This is a genomic window from uncultured Dechloromonas sp. (assembly GCF_945957265.1).
Classification (GTDB): domain Bacteria; phylum Pseudomonadota; class Gammaproteobacteria; order Burkholderiales; family Rhodocyclaceae; genus Azonexus.
Genome location: NZ_CAMFKO010000003.1, coordinates 162,425 through 179,692, shown reverse-complemented (window position 1 = coordinate 179,692; position 17,268 = coordinate 162,425). Strand labels below are relative to the sequence as shown.

The 17,268-nt window shown below is 66.3% G+C and carries 14 protein-coding genes; 9 read left to right on the top strand and 5 right to left on the bottom strand.

What is annotated here, in order from left to right:
- Positions 1 to 175 (bottom strand): redoxin domain-containing protein (locus tag Q0P59_RS03410; RefSeq protein WP_295003584.1); only part of this gene is annotated, 175 nt, incomplete at its 3' end.
- Positions 176 to 374: 199 nt separating this feature from the next.
- Between Q0P59_RS03410 and Q0P59_RS03405 the strand changes: the two genes are divergently transcribed.
- From Q0P59_RS03405 to Q0P59_RS03385, 5 genes are read left to right on the top strand one after another with little or no spacing between them, the layout of a single operon-like run.
- The gene (locus Q0P59_RS03405; protein ID WP_295003580.1) at positions 375 to 1,820 is read left to right on the top strand and encodes an NADH-quinone oxidoreductase subunit M; all 1,446 of its coding nucleotides are present in this window, start codon (positions 375 to 377) and stop codon (positions 1,818 to 1,820) included.
- A 1-nt stretch (position 1,821) separates the two neighbouring features.
- Entirely contained in the window at positions 1,822 to 4,839 is a 3,018-nt protein-coding gene (locus tag Q0P59_RS03400) for a DUF2309 domain-containing protein (protein ID WP_295003577.1), read from the top strand.
- Entirely contained in the window at positions 4,836 to 6,362 is a 1,527-nt protein-coding gene (locus Q0P59_RS03395; protein WP_295003574.1) for a proton-conducting transporter membrane subunit, read from the top strand. Before Q0P59_RS03400 ends, Q0P59_RS03395 begins: the two co-directional genes overlap by 4 nt.
- Positions 6,359 to 7,873, top strand: a complete 1,515-nt coding sequence (locus Q0P59_RS03390; protein ID WP_295003572.1) for an NADH-quinone oxidoreductase subunit M — start codon at positions 6,359 to 6,361, stop codon at positions 7,871 to 7,873. The genes Q0P59_RS03395 and Q0P59_RS03390 overlap by 4 nt, the downstream gene beginning before the upstream one ends.
- Complete coding sequence (locus tag Q0P59_RS03385; protein ID WP_295003570.1) at positions 7,870 to 9,327, top strand: NADH-quinone oxidoreductase subunit M; 1,458 nt, start codon at positions 7,870 to 7,872, stop codon at positions 9,325 to 9,327. The genes Q0P59_RS03390 and Q0P59_RS03385 overlap by 4 nt, the downstream gene beginning before the upstream one ends.
- A 3-nt stretch (positions 9,328 to 9,330) precedes the next feature.
- On the opposite strand, the gene Q0P59_RS03380 is transcribed toward Q0P59_RS03385, so the two are convergent.
- Together Q0P59_RS03380 and Q0P59_RS03375 are read right to left on the bottom strand one after the other, a co-directional pair.
- Positions 9,331 to 9,669: a zinc ribbon domain-containing protein YjdM gene (locus Q0P59_RS03380; protein ID WP_295003567.1), complete on the bottom strand. Its 339-nt coding sequence runs from the start codon at positions 9,667 to 9,669 to the stop codon at positions 9,331 to 9,333.
- 12 nt (positions 9,670 to 9,681) lie between these two features.
- Positions 9,682 to 11,373 carry a SulP family inorganic anion transporter gene (locus Q0P59_RS03375; RefSeq protein WP_295003565.1) on the bottom strand — a complete coding sequence of 564 codons (1,692 nt, stop codon included), beginning with the start codon at positions 11,371 to 11,373 and terminating at the stop codon, positions 9,682 to 9,684.
- Positions 11,374 to 11,481: 108 nt separating this feature from the next.
- On the opposite strand from Q0P59_RS03375, the gene Q0P59_RS03370 reads away from it, so the two are divergent.
- Entirely contained in the window at positions 11,482 to 11,673 is a 192-nt protein-coding gene (locus tag Q0P59_RS03370; protein ID WP_295003562.1) for a CopG family transcriptional regulator, read from the top strand.
- Between the two features lie 16 nt (positions 11,674 to 11,689).
- Here Q0P59_RS03370 and Q0P59_RS03365 read toward each other — a convergent pair whose 3' ends face one another.
- Both Q0P59_RS03365 and metG read right to left on the bottom strand, forming a co-directional pair.
- On the bottom strand, positions 11,690 to 12,016 hold the full coding sequence (locus Q0P59_RS03365) for a hypothetical protein (protein WP_295003560.1): 327 nt from the start codon (positions 12,014 to 12,016) through the stop codon (positions 11,690 to 11,692).
- A gap of 414 nt (positions 12,017 to 12,430) precedes the next feature.
- Positions 12,431 to 14,533, bottom strand: a complete 2,103-nt coding sequence (gene metG, locus Q0P59_RS03360) for a methionine--tRNA ligase (protein ID WP_295003557.1) — start codon at positions 14,531 to 14,533, stop codon at positions 12,431 to 12,433.
- A gap of 196 nt (positions 14,534 to 14,729) precedes the next feature.
- Between metG and Q0P59_RS03355 the strand changes: the two genes are divergently transcribed.
- The 3 genes from Q0P59_RS03355 to dcd all read left to right on the top strand — a co-directional run bounded on the left by Q0P59_RS03355 (position 14,730) and on the right by dcd (position 17,222).
- On the top strand, positions 14,730 to 15,413 hold the full coding sequence (locus Q0P59_RS03355) for a response regulator transcription factor (protein WP_295003554.1): 684 nt from the start codon (positions 14,730 to 14,732) through the stop codon (positions 15,411 to 15,413).
- 79 nt (positions 15,414 to 15,492) lie between these two features.
- Entirely contained in the window at positions 15,493 to 16,584 is a 1,092-nt protein-coding gene (apbC, locus tag Q0P59_RS03350; RefSeq protein ID WP_295003551.1) for an iron-sulfur cluster carrier protein ApbC, read from the top strand.
- A gap of 71 nt (positions 16,585 to 16,655) precedes the next feature.
- On the top strand, positions 16,656 to 17,222 hold the full coding sequence (dcd, locus tag Q0P59_RS03345) for a dCTP deaminase (protein WP_028994900.1): 567 nt from the start codon (positions 16,656 to 16,658) through the stop codon (positions 17,220 to 17,222).
- Positions 17,223 to 17,268 lie beyond the last annotated feature (46 nt).

The following is a 17,268-nucleotide window of genomic DNA, read 5'->3' as shown; positions in this document are numbered from 1 at the left end:
GATGATCGAAGGCGATCAGTTCGGACGGGCAGACGAAGGTGAAGTCCAGCGGATAGAAGAACAGGACGACCGGCTTGCCCTTGAATTGCGACAGCTTCAGTTCCTTGATTTCATTGTTGCCATAGACGGCGGTCGCGGTGAAATCGGGGGCTTGCTTGCCAACGAGAACGGCCATTGGAAACTCCTTATCGTGATTGGTTTCAAGGTTGGGGGGAAACATTCAATTTAGCGAAGCGGGCATGCCATGTCAAACCAATGACGCGCTGCAGCAAGGGTGAACACGCTGTTTTGACTTGCCTGTCATGGCCGGGTCGCTGGCATAATCCATTCATGAAAATAACGAATGCCGAGCAGGCTGGCGGAGGGGCCGGACCATGCTGAAGGCGCTGGTCTTTCTGCCGGTGGTGGGCGCAGCCCTGCTGGCGGTCATGCCGGCGCGGCGCGCCTTGCCCCTGTGGCAGGCGGCCATGGTATTCGCGCTGGCGGCGCTGGCTTACGCGCTATGGCTGGCCAGCCGCTTCGATCCGGCCGGCGCGGCGGTGCAGATGTTCGAAAGCCGGGCCTGGAACGTCCGCCTCGGTTCGTACTTCGCCCTGGGCGTCGACGGCATCTCGCTGGCCATGGTGCTGCTCGCAGCCTTGCTGTCCTTGATCGCCGTGCTGGTGTCGCGGCGCATGGAAGAGGGTGCGCGGCTCTATTTCGTGCTGGTGCTGTTGCTCGAGTCGGCCATGTTCGGCGTGTTCACGGCGCGCGACTGGTCGCTGTTCTACGTCTTCTGGGAAGCGACGCTGCTCCCGCTGTTCTTCCTGATCGACCGCCTGGGCGGGCCGAACCGGCAGCGCGCAGCGCTCAACTTCTTCCTGTATACGCTGGGCGGCTCGGTGTTCATGCTGGTCGCCCTGCTTTTCCTCTACGACGCGGCGCCGGGCCACAGCTTCGCGATGGCCGACATGGCGGCCGGCGGGCGCGGCTTGCCGCTGAACACGCAACTGCTGATCTTCGCCGGCCTGTTCATCGGCTTCGGCGTCAAGATGCCGGTCTTCCCGCTGCACGGCTGGCTGCCGCTGGCCCACGTCGAGGCACCCAGCCCGGTGTCCATCTTGCTCTCCGGCGTGCTGCTCAAGATGGGTGCCTACGGGCTGATCCGAGCCGCCGACACGCTGCCCGCCGCGCTGCTGGCGACGCAGGACTGGCTGGCCATCCTCGCCTTCGTCAGCCTGCTCTACGGCGGCATCCTGGCCTGGCGGCAGCAGGACCTGAAGGCGATGGTCGCCTACTCGTCGATCTCGCACATGGGCGTCGTGCTGCTCGGCATCGCCACGCTGAACGTCACTGGCCTGACCGGCGCCGTGGTGCAGATGGTGGCGCACGGGCTGACCGCCGGCACGCTGTTCCTTGTCGTCGGCCTGCTCTACCAGCGCACGCACAGCCGCGACCTGGCCGACTACGGCTCGCTGCTCGGCCGGGCGCCGCGCTTCGCCTTCTTCGTCGCTTTCGGCCTGCTCGCCGCCATCGGCCTGCCGGGCAGCGCCGGCTTCATCGCCGAACTGCATGCCCTGGTCGCCGGCTACGCCCGCTGGGGCGGCTGGGTGATCCTGCTCGGGCTGGCCATGCTGGTCGGCGCCGCCTACAGCCTGCGCGTCATCGGCCGCCTGTGCCTGAAAGGGGAGGGCATGGCGCTGGCCGACATGACGCGCACGGAAACCTTCGCCGCGGGCTTGCTGGCGGCCTGCATCGTGACGCTCGGCTTGTGGCCGGCCCCCCTGCTCGAGCTGGTGGCGGGCAGCGTGGGCCTGGTGGCCGGACGCTTCGGGGCATGACATGAGCGGCCAGTGCGACCTGCCCATCCGCGAGCGCCTGGCCGCCTGGATCGAGCATCTGACGCATGTCCTGCCGGCGCAGGCGCCGATCCGCGATTTCGTCCATCACAATACCCTGCACGGCTTTCAGCACCTGCCCTTCGACGAGGCCCTGGCCGCCGCGCATCGGCTGACCGGGGCGCTCGTCCATTGGCCGGAAGGCCGCTTCCGCGAGTGCTTTGAGCAAGGACGGGTGACCCTGGACGACCTGTCGGCGGCGCTCGACGACGCGGGTGTCGCCGACCTCGACGCGGAGATCGTGCGCGGCCTGAACCGGCGCGATGTCCTGCTGGCCAGCCTGCTGGCCGGCGACGAGGAGGCCGGGGCGCAGCGCGTCGCGTGGCTGCGGCGCGAAGGGCAACTCGCCGACGACAGCTTGTTCCGGCATTGCGCGTCGGCGCTGGCATCGCTGCCCGCGGCGGACGGGCCGGACGCGGGGCAGGCGCTCTGCGCCGGGGTCGGTGCGACACGGACATGGCGCGGCCTGCTCGCCGAGGTGTGCGGCGAGGATGTGCTGGAGCGGACGCGGAGCATTCTGCAGCGCCATCTCGCGGCCCACCTCGATCTCGGCGTTGCCGCCTGGCGCAACCCGGCGCGGGAGCGGGGCTTCTTCGCTGCCTGGCGGGCCAGCGCCGGTCTCGACCTGGCCTGGGAGCTGGACGAATTGCCCAACGTCCGCGACGAGATACTGCATTTGCCGGACGACCCGCTCGATGTCCTGCTCGACGAGCTGCCGCGCCTGCTGCCGGACGAAAGCCTCTGGCATGGCTACCTGGAGCGGCTCAGCCTCGAATTGCCCGGCTGGTCGGGGATGTTCCTGTGGCGCGACCGCAATCCGGCGCGCGGCGACGGCACGCCGGTCGCCATGCTCGACTACCTGACCGTGCGCGTTCTCCTCGAGCGCCTGCTGGCCGACGATCTGGTACGCCGCCTGGTCGGCTGGCCGATGGGCGTGGCCGAGTTGCCGGCGCATTTCCAGGCCCGCCCGGACGAACTGCTGGTGCGGCGGGCGGCGCACGAGGCGGGCTTGCCGGAGGATCTGCTCGGGCAGGCGGCAAGCCTGGTCGAGCAGGCCCGGGCCGGCCATGTCGATGAGGCGGCCTGGCAGGCGCTGGCCGAAAGCCTGCGGCCGGCGCTGCTGGGCGTGCAGGCGGACGGGGCGGCCTGGCGCTTGTCGGCGCTGCTCGGGCAGCTCGGCCTGGTGCCCGGCGATGTCGATGCCCTGGGCGCGCCGGGTCTCGCCCGGCTGCTGGACTGTTCGGCCAGCCTGAAGGCCTTGCAGCGCGGCCAGGTCTGGCTGCTCGCCTACGAGCGGCATTATCGCGAGCAGCTGTTTTCGGCGCTGACGGCCAACCATCCGCGGCGCCGTTCGTCGGCCGGGCCGTCGGCCCAGGTGGTGATGTGCATGGACGATCGCGAAGAAGGGACGCGGCGCCACCTCGAGGAGATCGCGCCGGATATCGAGACTTTCGGGGCGGCGGGCTTCTTCGGCGTGCCGATGTACTGGCAGGGGCTGGATGACGCCGGCCGGAGCGCCCTGTGCCCGGTCGTCGTCCAGCCGCGCCACCTGATCCGCGAGTTGCCGGCGCCTGGCGCCGAGGCGCTGGCCGGGCGACGGGCGGCGCGGCGGGAGCGGCGCCTGCGCTGGCGCGAACGCTTCTACCAGGCGACCCGGCGCCGGGCGCTGGCCGGCCCGCTGCTGGCCGCGCTGGGCGGCGTGCCGGCGCTGGCCGCGTTGACGGCGGCGACGCTCGTGCCCGGCTGGTTTACCGAAACCCGCCGGCGCTGGCGGGAGCAGTTCGAGGGCCGGGTGCCCACCCGCCTCGCCCTGACCGCCGAAGGGGCCGATCCGGCAACGCCGGAGCAGCCTCGCCCGGGCTGGAGCGAAGACGAGCAGGTCGAACGGGTCGCGGCCTTCCTGCGCATGATCGGCCTGACCCGCGATTTCGCGCCGCTGGTCGTGATCTTCGGGCACGGCTCGAGCAGCCAGAACAACCCGCATCTGTCGGCCTACGATTGCGGAGCCTGCTCCGGCCGGCATGGCGGGCCCAACGCGCGTGTTTTCGCGGCGCTGGCCAACCGGCCGGAAGTGCGCGCCGGCCTGGCCGGCCGCGGTCTGCACATTGGTGACGGCACCTGGTTCCTGGCGGCCGAGCACGACACCTGCGACGACGGCGTCGAATGGTACGACCTCGATCAGGTGCCGCCTGCCTTCCAGCCCGCCCTCGACGTCCTGGTCGGGCAGGTCGGCGAAGCGTGCCGGGCGCATGCCGCCGAACGCTGCCGCCGCCTGGCTTCGGCGCCGCTCCGGCCGACGCCGTGGCAGGCGCGCCGGCACATGCTCGGCCGCGCCGGCGACATTTCGCAGGCCCGTCCCGAACTGGGGCACGCGACGAACGCGGCGGCCTTCATCGGGCGCCGGCAGATGAGCCGCGGGCTGTTCCTCGATCGCCGGGTGTTCCTGATTTCCTACGACCCGACGACTGATGACGCCGGGGGGCACATCGTCGAAGGCATCCTCCTCGCGGCCGGCCCGGTCGGGGCGGGGATCGCGCTGGAATACTATTTTTCGTCGGTCGACAACGAGCGTTTCGGTTGCGGCTCGAAGGTGACGCACAACCTGACCGGTTCGTTCGGCGTGATGGAGGGCGCGGATTCCGACCTGCGCACGGGGCTGCCCTGGCAGATGGTCGAAATCCACGAGCCGATGCGCCTGCTGGTTGTCGTCGAGCAGACGACGGACGTGTTGAGCGCCATCGTGCAGCGCCAGCCTGCCTTGCAGGAACTGGTCGGCAACGCCTGGATCGTCGTCGCCGCGAAGGACCCGGAGAGCGGTGCCATCCGGCGCTATTGCCCGCGCCGTGGCTGGCTGCCGTGGTCGGGCTCCGCCGTGCTGCCACAGGTGGCGCGCTCGGCTGACTGGTTCGCCGGCGAGTCGGAAGCGCTGGCGCCGGCGATCATCCTCGGCGGGGTGCGATGAAGACGCTGCTCGATCATCTCGCCGACTGGGTCTGGCTGGTGCCGGTCCTGCCGCTGCTGGCCGTCGTCGTCACCGGCGCCCGCGTGCTGCTCGGCCGGGCGGTCGGCGATGCCGCCGAGCCGCTGACGGCGCGCCTGGCTTCGCTGGCTGCCTTCGGCGGGCTGGCCCTGATGCTCGCCATCGACGCGCTGGCGCTGGCGCACGGTGCGCCGGGGCATCGCCGGCTCGGCCACTGGTTCGGCAACGGCAACTGGGAGGCGAGCTTCTCGTTCATGCTCGACCCGCTGTCGCTGATCCTGGGCACGCTGACCGCGCTGATCGGCTGGCTGGTCACCCGTTTTTCGGCCAACTACCTGCACCGCGAGGCCGGTTTCCACCGCTTCTTCATCGCCCTGGGTTTCTTCCTGGCCGGCATCCAGTTCGTGCTCCTCGCCGGCAACGGCCTGCTCGCCTTCGTCGGCTGGGAGATGTGCGGCATCTCGTCCTTCCTGCTCATCGGCTACGCCTGGCATCGCCCGGTGGCCACCGGCAATGCGCTGTTCGCCTTCGTCACCAACCGCGCCGGCGATGCCGGCTTCCTGCTCGCCCTCGGCCTGGCGGCGGCCTGGCTCGGCGGCTTCGAATGGACGGCGCTGTCGCGGGCCAGGGAGATCAGCGTGGTCAACGACCGCCTGCTGGTCATCGGCTTCGTCATCGCCGCGCTCGCCAAGTCGGCGCAACTGCCGTTCACCGCCTGGATCACCCGGGCGCTGGAAGGGCCGACGCCGTCGTCGGCCATCTTCTACGGCGCGGTGATGGTGCATGCCGGCGTCTATCTGCTGCTCCGCCTGGAGCCGTTGCTCGTCCAGGTGCCGGACGTCATGGTCGGCCTGGTCGTTGCCGGTGCGCTGACGGCGATCTACGCCTGGCTGTGCGGGCTGGTGCAGACCGACGTCAAGTCGGCGCTGATCTTCGGCGTCGTCTTCCAGGTGGCGCTGATGTTCGTCGCCATCGGCCTGGGCTGGACGACGCTGGCCCTGGTCCATCTGTGCCTGCATGCCGGCTGGCGCATCTGGCAATTCCTGCTCGCCCCGTCGTGGCTGAGCATCACCCGCGAGCGGCCACCGCTGCCGCCGGCCTGGCTGCGCCAGAACCAGCTGCTGTACACCATCGCCGTGCAGCGTTTCTGGCTGGACAAGCTGGCGCAGACGCTGCTCGTCGAGCCGACCCAGTCGTTCTCGCGGGACGCGCGCGGGCTGGAGGAGCATTTCATCGACCGCGCCATCGGCCAGCCCGGGCACGGCAAGGCGCTCCACCACGACCGGCCGCTGGTTCGCGTCGACGGGCTGCCCGGCCGCCTGCTGGCCTCGCTTTCCGACAGCCTGCAGCACATCGAGTACCGCCTGCTGCTGCGCGGCAAGGGGGGCGCCGCCGAGAGATTGCTGCATCGCGCCGGCGCCTACCTGCGGACCGTGGAAGGCCTGCTCGAGCAGCCGCGCTACCTGATGATGGCGGTGATGGCGACTTTCGTGGTGATCCTGTGAGCGGCGCGACCTTCGGCGGTTTTACGGAAATTCTCTGGCAGCGGCAGGCCGCGCTGCCCTGGCTGCTCCTGCTGCAGCTGCTGCCGCTGCTCGGCGCGGCGCTGGTCTTCGCCTTCAAGGAGCGGACGACGGCCGTCGTGCTCGGCAAGGTGTTCGCGCTGGGCGAACTGCTGCTTGCCATCGTCGCCGTCGCCCATCTCGATCCGACCTCGCCGGCGCTGCAGCTGGCCGAGCGTTTCGCGCCGCTGGCCTACCATGTCGCGGTCGACGGCCTGAGCATGGTCTTCATCCTGTCGGCGGCCCTGCTGACTTTCCTGATGACGCTGTACGGCATGAGCCGCGGCATGATTTCGCCGGGCCGCCTGTTCGCCGTGCTGCTCATCGCCGAAGCCGGGCTGGTCGGCATGCTGGTGACCGTCAACGTTGCCTGGTTCGCCGCCTTCTCGGGGCTGGAGCTGTGGGCGGTGGTCTACCTGCTGCGCCGCTGGGCCTCGTCGCGCGCCGAAATCCAGGCGCTGGCCCGTTTCGTCCAGTACCAGGGCTTCGGCTGGCTGCTCTTTGTTGCCGGTTGCGTGGTGCTCGGCTGGGGGCATGCCGAGGCGACCGGCGGGCGGTGGAGCTTCGACCTGTTCGACCTGGTCGGCGCCATCCCGGTCGGCAAGTTCCAGACGGCGGCCTTCTACCTGCTGTTCTACGGCCTGGCCGTGCGCACGCCGCTTTTTCCGCTGCACGGCTGGCTGCCCAACATGGCGCAGCACGGCCTGATCGCCGTCGCGCCGGCACTGATGGTCGGCGTCAAGGTCGGCATCTACGGCATGCTGCGCTTCGTCCTGCCGCTGACCCCGGCGGCGGTGCAGACCTGGCAGCCCTATGTCGTCGGCTTCGCCATGGCCGGCGTTTTCTTCACCGCGGCGCTCGCCTTCCGGCAGACCAACCTGCGCCGCCTGCTCGCCTTCGCCGTGGTCAGCCATACCAGCCTGCTCGTCATCGGCCTGTTCAGCCTGCACGAGGCGGGCATCCAGGGAACGGTGCTGCTTGCCGCCAACTTCGGGGTGGCGGTGACCGGCATGTGGTTCATCGTCGGCTTCGTCTTCCGGCGCACCGGGACGACCGAGCTGCACGAGCTGTCCGGCCTGTTCGAGCGCATTCCCTTCCTCGCCATCGCCTTCCTGGCTTTCGGCCTGGCCATCGTCGGCATGCCGGGAACGCCGGGCTTCGATGCCGCCCACCTGATCCTGGAAGCGTCCATCGACCAGTTCGGCGCCTTGTCCACCGTCGCCACCGCGCTCGGCAACGTCGCCGCGGCCGGCTTCCTGCTCTGGGCCTTCCAGCGTGCCTTCCTGTCGCAGGCCAAGGCCGGCGGCCACGATGTCGACCGCACGCTGCCCATGGAGTACGTGGTCGGCGGCATCGCCCTGGCCGCCATGCTGGCCATCGGCTTCTTCACCGAACCCTGGCTGTTCCTGACCGAGACGGCAAGCAAGGCCGCGGCGGCGAGGTTCTTGCGATGACGTTGCCGCTGCTCTCGCTGCTCATTTTCCAGCCCCTGCTGGCGGCCGTCTTGCTGTGGCTGCTGCCGGCCCGCCGGGCACGTCAGCTGGCGGCATCGAGCCTGCTCGTGTCGCTGGCGCTGGGCGTCGCCGCGCTGCTCGCCTACGAGCCGGCCGGGGCGCGCTTCCAGTTGCTTGAAAGCTATGCCTGGATCGCCAGCCTGAACGTGCACTACCGGGTCGGCGTCGATGGCCTGTCCATCCTCTTCCTGCCGGCGACGGCGCTGCTTTTCCTCGGTTCGCTGGTGGCCTGCTGGAATGCCGTGCAGGAGGCACCGCGTTTCCATTACGGCCTGCTGCTGATCCTGCAGGCGGCGACCTTCGGCATCTTCTGCGCCCTCGATACGGTGTTCTTCTTTGTTTTCTGGGAACTGACCCTGGTGCCGCTGTATTTCCTGCTCGGGCGCTGGGGCGTCACGGCGGGCGCTGCCGCGGCGGCGACGCGCTATTTCCTGATCATGCTGGCCGGCGGCATTCCCCTGCTGCTCGCCTTCGTCATCCTGGCCACCAGCCAGGCGGTGCCGACCTTCGACCTGACGACGCTGCTCGCCGTGCCGCTGGCACGGCGGACGCAGACGGCGGTGTTCCTGCTCTGCCTGGTCGGTTTCGGGCTCAAGGTGCCGCTGGTGCCGCTGCATACCTGGCTGCCGCAGTTCGCGCTGGCCGCGCCCGGCTCGCTGACGGCGCTGTTGGTCGGCCTCAAGCTCGGCGCCTTCGGCCTGATCCGCTTTGCCATACCGCTGGCGCCCGACGCCGCGCTCGACCTGCACTGGCTGCTCGCCGGCCTGGGCACCGTGGCCATCCTCTACGGGGCGGTCGGCATGCTGGCGCAGAGCAACATGCGCGTCAGCCTGGCCTATGCCAGCATCTGCCACGTCGGCCTGGCTGTGCTCGGCCTGGCTTCCTACACGGCACAGGGGGCGCAGGGCGCGGTGTCGCTGCTGCTCAGCTTTTCGGTGGCCACCGGCGGCGCTTTCCTGCTGCTCGAGTTCCTGCGTCAGCGCACCGGTTCCAACGACATCCATGCCCTGGGCGGTGCCGCGAAAACGATGCCGCTGCTCGCCACTGGCTTCCTGATCTGCGGCCTGGCCGGGGTCGGCATGCCGGGGACGAGCAGCTTCCCGGGCGAGTTCATGCTCATCATCGCCGCACTGCAGAGCCACACCGGGGCCGGCATGGCCGCCCTGTTCGGGCTGTCCATCGCCGCCGGCGGCTTCCTGGCGCTTTACCGCAAGGCTTTCTTCGGGCCGGCGGACAAGGCGGGCGTGGCGCAGGCCAGCGACCTGCGGCCGCGCGAATGGGCGGTGCTGGTCGCGCTGATCGTCATGATCATCAGCATCGGCATCTATCCCGGGCCGTGGATAGAGATCGTCCGCCCGGCGGCCGAGGCCTGGGCGGCGGGATTGAACCGCTGAGGTTCAGGCCTTCTTGACGAATTCCGACTTGAGCTGCATGGCGCCGATGCCGTCGATCTTGCAGTCGATGTCGTGATCGCCCTCGATCAGGCGGATGTTCTTGACCTTGGTGCCGACCTTAACCACCGACGAGGAGCCCTTGATCTTCAGGTCCTTGATGACGGTGACCGAGTCGCCGTCCTGCAGCAGGTTGCCATTGGCGTCCTTCCAGACGCGCTTTTCCTCGACCGCTTCAAGCGCCTTTTGCGGCCATTCATGGGCGCATTCGGGGCAGACGAAATTGTCGCCGTCCTCGTAGGTGTATTCGGAGTTGCATTGCGGGCATTGGGGCAGGGCGCTCATGGGAATTCCTTGTCAATAATCTTCTTCGGAGCCGCCCATCAGGTCGGGCAGCAGGATGTAGGCGCGTTGCAGCGCATGGCTGAGATCCGGGCAGACGTTGTCGTCGCCGAGATGGTCGATGAAGCCGGAGCGGTAGAGCAGCGAGCCGGGTTGCGAGTTGAGGCCGCAGACGATCAGCGTGCAACCGCGCTTCTTCAGTTTGTCGAGCAGGCTTTCCAGGCCTTCGAGGCCGGTGGTGTCGAGCTGGATCAGCTGCGTCATGTCGAGGATGACCACCTCGGGGTGGCCGGCTGCCGGGTCGAGCAGGGCCTCCAGCTTGTTGACCGCGCCGAAGAACAGCGAGCCGAAGAGCTGCCAGGCGGTGACCCGCATGCTGCCGTCCGGGTACAGGAAGCGCGGTTCGGAGGCTTCCTCGCGCAAGGGGCGGCGCTCGACGCGGGTCAGTTCCGACATGCGGTAGATGAAGAACAGGCTGGCCAGCACCATGCCCAGTTCGACGGCGATGGTCAGGTCGAACAGCACGGTGACGAAGAAGGTGGCAAGCAGGATGATCCGGTAGTTGTACGTATAGCGTTTCAGTTCGACGAATTCGTGCCACTCGCCCATGTTGATGGCGACGACCATGACGATGGCCGACAGTGTGGCGAGCGGCACGTAGGCGGCGAGCGGGGCGGCGAGCAGGACGATGCCGAGCAGCACGGTGGCGTGGATGATGCCGGCGATCGGCGTCCGCCCGCCGGTCTTGACGTTGGTCGTCGTACGGGCGATGGCGCCGGTGGCGGCGAAACCGCCGAACAGCGGGGCGGCGATGTTGGCCAGTCCCTGGGCGACCAGTTCCTGGTTGGGGTCGTGGCGGTCGTCGATCTGGCTGTCGGCGACGCGGGCCGAGAGCAGCGATTCGATGGCGCCGAGCAGGGCGATGGTGATGGCCGGCGAGATCAGCTTGCCGAAGTCGTGGATCGACAGGCTGGGTAATCCGAAACCGGGCAGTTCCTGCGGAATGCCATGGAAGCGGCTGCCGATGGTTTCCACCGGCAGGTCGAAAAGGAAGGAAACCAGCGTACCGACGATGAGGACGACGAGCGGCCCCGGCGCCCGGCGCAGGATGGCGATGCGTTGGGCCAGCCAGTTGTAGGAGAGCAGGAAGGCGAAGCAGGCCGAGGCCAGGCCGAGGGTCGGCAGGTCGACGGTGTGCGCGTAGGCGGCCAGGGTCTTGATGCGGAGGAAGAATTCGGCCGGCAGGCTGTCGATTTTCAGGCCGAAGAAATCCTTGATCTGGGCCATGAAGATGACGACGGCGATGCCGTTGGTGAAGCCGATGACGACGGTGACCGGGATGAAGCGGATGAGCTGCCCCATGCGCGCCAGCCCCATGGCGAGCAGGAAGATGCCGGCCAGCATGGTGGCGCCGAGCAGGTTGGCAAAACCATGGACGGCGACGATGCCATAGACGATGGGGATAAAGGCGCCGGTCGGGCCGCCGATCTGCACCCGCGAGCCGCCCAGTGCCGAGGTCAGGAAACCGGCGACGATGGCCGTCCAGATGCCGGCCGTCGGCGAGCAGCCGGAAGCGATGGCGAAAGCCATGGCCAGCGGCAGGGCGAGGACACCGACCGTGATCCCCGCAGCGAGATCCTTGCCCAGTTGCGCCCGGTCATAGCCGGGCAGGCAATCGAGGAGCTTGGGGCGGAAGGCGATTTTCATGGCACGCGCTCGGGGAATAAGCGCTGCATTATATGAGCGTGCGATTAATCGTCAATGTTAATCATATGTTAACATGGTGCGATATAAATCCGACAAGAGCGACGCATCATGGAGAACCGCACCGCCCGCCTGACCCTGTTGATCGACCCGCGCAAGAAGAAGCTGTTCGAGGAAATCTGCAGCGAACATGACCTGACCTCGTCGCAGGTCGTGCGCCGGCTGATCCGGCAATACATCATCGACAACGCCGGCAATCGCGAATTGCCCGAGTGGCTCAAGCCGGGCAGCAAGGCCGAGTAGCCCGCCGCGCGGCGGGCTATTGCGTTTCGTCCTTGGGGCGGACCTTGTCTGGGTGTTGGGCGGCAATGTAGGCGTCGTAGCGCGCCTGCAGTTCGGGTGCCTGCTTGGCGATTTCGCGCAGGATGCGGGCGACCGCCCAGATCATGATCACGACGCCACCGGCGGCGCACGCCACGGCTTCCGCCATAGAGGTCGGGAAGTTGGCGAGGATGGCCGCCTTGCCCGCGGCGAACCAGCTGGCACCGATGCCGACGCACGAAAGCCCGAAGACATCGACCAGGGCGTAGCCCAGGATGGGGCCGGTCAGGCGGGGGCGAGGCGGGCGTGTCACGGAGTTGAGCATGCTGGGTGGTCCTTCTTGTGTGACAAAAAAATCTTCCGGGGGGTCTTGACAAGCGTCGGTCAGGCCGTGAGTTATGCACAGAAGCGAAATTGCCTGGTTCGACTTGACAATTCAATGATGTTGAATTTGTTGTTTTGTCGTTGTGTGCCACTAACCTATTTTAAATCAATGGCTTATGCTTGCGCCCAAGTTTCAGGCAGGGTAAGGAAAGTCCTTGTGAAACGGTGACTTAGTGCGTGTCGCCCAGTTTCATTCACAGAGTTATCCACAGATTTTGTGGATAGTTTGAAAAGACCAAATCCTGGGGGTGGATTGGGCGTCTAAGTTAAAGTGATACTTGAAGTAAAAGGGCTGGATTGCTGCGCTGCAGCAGGAATGCGGCCTTCATGTCGGGCCACATTCCCGCGCTTCGGATTACTTGACTCGCATGCCCGGCTGAGCGCCCGAATCCGGCGACAGCAGGAAGAGTCCCGGCGTTTTGCCATCCGTGTCGGAGGCGGCGAGGACCATGCCTTCCGACAGGCCGAACTTCATCTTGCGCGGCGCCAGGTTGGCGACCATGACCGTCAGCCGGCCGACCAGTTGGGCCGGATCGTAGGCCGCCTTGATGCCGGCGAAGACGTTGCGTGTCTTTTCCTCGCCGACGTCCAGGGTCAGGCGCACCAGCTTGTCGGCTCCTTCGACGTGCTCGGCGTTGGCGATGCGGGCGATGCGCAGATCGACCTTCATGAAGTCGTCGATGCTGCACAGCCCGTCGGTGGCCGGGGCAGGCGCCGCCTTGGCGTCCTTGGCCGCCTCCTTCTGCTGGTGTTCGCCGTGGCGCTGCTGCGACTGCTGCTCCGGCGTCGGGGCCAGCGATTCCCGGTTGGCTTCGACCAGCTTCTCGATCAGCTTCGGATCGACGCGCGTCATCAGGTGCTCGTAGGCATTGATGGTGTGGCCGGCGGCGAGCAGGCTCCGGACATCGCTCCATGCCAGCGGCGCGATGTTCATGAATTGTTCGACCTTGGCGGCGACCACCGGCAGGATAGGCTTGAGCAGCACGGTGAGCAGGCGGAACAGGTTCAGCGCGTTGGTGCACGCAGCGTGCAGTTCGACCTCCTTGCCTTCCTGCTTGGCCAGTTCCCACGGCTTGACGCTATCGACGTACTGGTTGGCGGCATCGGTCAGCGCCATGATCTCGCGCATGGCCTTGCCGAATTCGCGCGCTTCGTAGAGCTCGGCGATGCGCGGCGCGGCTTCCTGGATGGCCTGGATGGCCGGCAGGTCGGCGGCGGCCGGGGCGAGCTGGCCGTTGAAGCGCTTGGCGATGAAACCGGCCGAGCGGCTGGCGATATTGACGTACTTGCCGACCAGGTCGGAATTGACGCGGGCGCAGAAGTCCTCGAGGTTGAGATCGATGTCTTCCATGGTCGCCGACAGCTTGGCGGCGTAGTAGTAGCGCAGCCATTCCGGATTCAGGCCGGTCTTGATGAAGCTCTCGGCGGTGATGAAGGTGCCGCGCGACTTGGACATCTTGGCGCCATCGACGGTCAGGAAGCCGTGCGCGAAAATCTTCGTTGGTGTGCGGAAGCCGGCATGCTGCAGTTCGGCCGGCCAGAACAGGGCGTGGAAATACAGGATGTCCTTGCCGATGAAGTGGTACAGCTCGGTCTGTGAATCGGGCTTGAAGTATTCGTTGAAATCGAGGCCCTTCTTGGCGCACAGATTCTTGAACGAACCCATGTAGCCGATCGGCGCGTCGAGCCAGACGTAGAAGTATTTGCCCGGCGCATCGGGAATCTCGAAGCCGAAATACGGTGCGTCGCGCGAGATGTCCCAGTCGGTCAGCTTGTTGTCGCCCGGGGCGCCCAGCCATTCCTGCATCTTGTTGGCGGCTTCGTTCTGCAGCACGCCGCTGGCGGTGTATTGGCGCAGGAAAGCCTCGCAGCGCGGGTCGGAGAGCTTGAAGAAGTAGTGTTCCGAGTTGCGCAGTTCCGGCTTGGCGCCGGAGATGGCGGAGAACGGTTCGATCAGGTCGGTCGGTGCATAGGCGGCGCCGCACACCTCGCAGTTGTCGCCGTACTGCTCCTTGGCGTGGCACTTCGGGCACTCGCCCTTGATGAAGCGGTCGGGCAGGAACAGTTGCTTGACCGGGTCGAAGTACTGCTCGATGGTGCGCACCTCGATCAGGCCGGCCTCGCGCAGCTTCAGGTAGATGTCGTTGGCGCATTCCCGGGTTTCCGGCGAATGCGTGCTGTAGTAATTGTCGAAGCCGACGTGGAAGCCCGAGAAGTCGCGGTAGTGCTCGCCATGGACGCGCTCGATCAGCTGCTCCGGCGTGATGCCTTCCTTTTCCGCGCGCAGCATGATCGGCGTGCCGTGGGTGTCGTCGGCGCAGACATACCAGCACTCGTTGCCGGCCATTTTCTGGAAACGCACCCAGATGTCGGTCTGGATGTACTCGACCAGGTGGCCGAGGTGGATGGCGCCGTTGGCATAGGGCAGGGCGGAGGTGACAAGGATCTTGCGCGGCATGGGAGGCGAGTCTTGAAAGATAAAGCGCGATTTTACCGCGATGGCGCGTAGACGTTGCGGCAAACGCGGCCGGGAGGGCTCAGACTTGCTTTGTTAAGAAAGGTAAACGAATGTGTACGATTGGTGAAATTGAGCTTGGCATCGTTGCTGAAACCTGCTTGAGGGGGCAGAATCTGCCGCGGATTTGGGAGGAATTATGAATTTCGCTGTAGTTGAAGATAGCCGGAGTCAGGCCGAGGTATTGAAGGCCTTGTTGAAGAGCGAGGGGCATCAGGTGGAGGTTTTTCCTGATGGCGGCTCGTGTCTCGAGGCAATCGGGAGCCGCAGCTTCGATTTTTTCGTCATCGACTGGAACCTGCCGGACATGGGCGGTGACGAGGTGCTCAAGCGTGTTCGTGAACAGTGTGGCTGGGATGTGCCGGTTGTCTTCTGCACCGGGCGTACCGACGAGGAGGCGGCCGCCGATATTCTCCGCCTCGGCGCCGATGACTACATCCCGAAACCGATTCGCTACATGGAGTTCATGGCGCGTATCCACGCCCTCCTGCGCCGCCGCAAGCCGCGGGTCAGCACCCTGAACTTCGGGGGCATCGAAATCGATCTCGAGGGGCGCCGCATCCGCCTGTCCGGGGCCGAGGTCGAATTGACCCAGCGTGAATTCGAACTGGCCGTGATCCTGCTCCAGAATATCGGCCGCGTGCTGTCGCGGGACGAACTGCTGACCAGCGTCTGGTCGCGCGATGCCGGGGTCGATACCCGCACGGTCGACACCCATGCCAGCCGCCTGCGCAAGAAACTGGGCCTGGCCGGCGAAAGCGGCCTGATGCTGTCCTCGGTCTATGGGCAGGGCTATCGCCTCGATACGGTGCAGGGAAGCTGATTCGCACCCCGGGTTTCGGTTATACTGGACAAAATTGCTCGGGTATTTCCCGGCCGTCTCCACCCAACCCGGAGTTTTCATGAGTTTTACTGAACAGCAAATCAAGGCTGCGCTTTCTGCTGCGGTCGATCCCAATACCGGCAAGGATTTCGTCGCCGGCAAGGCGCTGAAGAACGTCAAGATCGACGGCGACGACGTCGCCTTCGACATCGAACTCGGCTACCCGGCCAAGACCCAGATCGACGCCATCCGCAAGCAGGTCATCGCCGCCGTGCGCACCGTGCCGGGCGTCGGCAACGTGTCGGCCAACGTCTTCACCAAGATCGTCGCCCACTCGGTACAGATGGGCGTCAAGCTGATGCCGGGCGTCAAGAACATCATCGCCGTGGCCTCCGGCAAGGGCGGCGTCGGCAAGAGCACGACGGCGGTCAACCTGGCCCTGGCCCTGGCCCAGGAAGGCGCCAGCGTCGGCATCCTCGATGCCGACATCTACGGCCCGTCGCAACCGCAAATGCTCGGCCTGGCCGGCCAGCAGCCGGAGTCGAAGGACGGCCAGAGCATGGAGCCGCTGCAGGCCTACGGCGTGCAGGCGATGTCGATCGGCTTCATGGTCGATGTCGAAACGCCGATGGTCTGGCGCGGCCCGATGGTCGCCCAGGCACTCGACCAGCTGCTCGGCCAGACCAACTGGCGCGACATCGACTATCTGATCGTCGACATGCCCCCGGGCACCGGCGACATCCAGCTGTCGCTGGCGCAGAAGGTGCCGGTGACCGGCGCCGTGATCGTCACCACGCCGCAGGACATCGCGCTGATCGACGCGCGCAAGGGCCTGAAGATGTTCGAGAAGGTGAATATCCCCATCCTCGGCATCGTCGAGAACATGAGCATCCATATCTGCTCGAACTGCGGCCACGAGGAGCATATCTTCGGCACCGGCGGCGGCGAGAAGATGTGTTCGGATTACAACGTCGAATTCCTCGGCAGCCTGCCGCTGGAACTGGCGATCCGCGAAATGGCCGATGGCGGCAAGCCGACCGTGGTCGGCGCGCCGGATTCGCGCACGGCCGAGATCTACCGCGGCATCGCCCGCCGCGTCGCGGTGAAGATCGGCGAGAAGGCCAAGGACATGACGTCGAAATTCCCGAATATCGTGGTCCAGAATACGTAATTTGTAGACATTTCCAGCGACAAAGGCGGGTAAAATCCCGCCTTTGTTTTTTGCAGCGCGGAATAGAAGAAATGGCCATCAAATCAGACAAGTGGATTCGCCGCATGGCGCAGGAACACGGCATGATCGAACCGTTCGCGCCGGACCTCGTGCGCGAGGTCAATGGCCAGAAGATCGTCTCCTACGGCACCTCCAGCTATGGCTACGATATCCGCTGCGCCCGCGAATTCAAGGTGTTCACCAACATCAACTCGACGGTGGTCGATCCGAAGAATTTCGATCCCAAGTCCTTCGTCGAAATCGAGTCCGACGTCTGCATCATTCCGCCGAACTCCTTCGCGCTGGCCCGCACCATGGAGTACTTCCGCATCCCGCGCTCGGTGCTCACCGTCTGCCTCGGCAAATCGACCTATGCCCGCTGCGGCATCATCGTGAACGTCACCCCCTTCGAGCCGGAGTGGGAAGGCCACGTCACGCTGGAGTTCTCCAACACCACCCCGCTGCCGGCCAAGATCTACGCCGGCGAGGGCTGCGCCCAGGTGCTGTTTTTCGAGTCCGACGAAATCTGCGAAACCTCGTACAAGGACCGCGGCGGCAAGTACCAGGGGCAGGAAGGCGTCACCCTGCCCAAAATCTGACGTATTCCGGTAACACGATCGACATATTCTTCGACCCGCTGCGGCG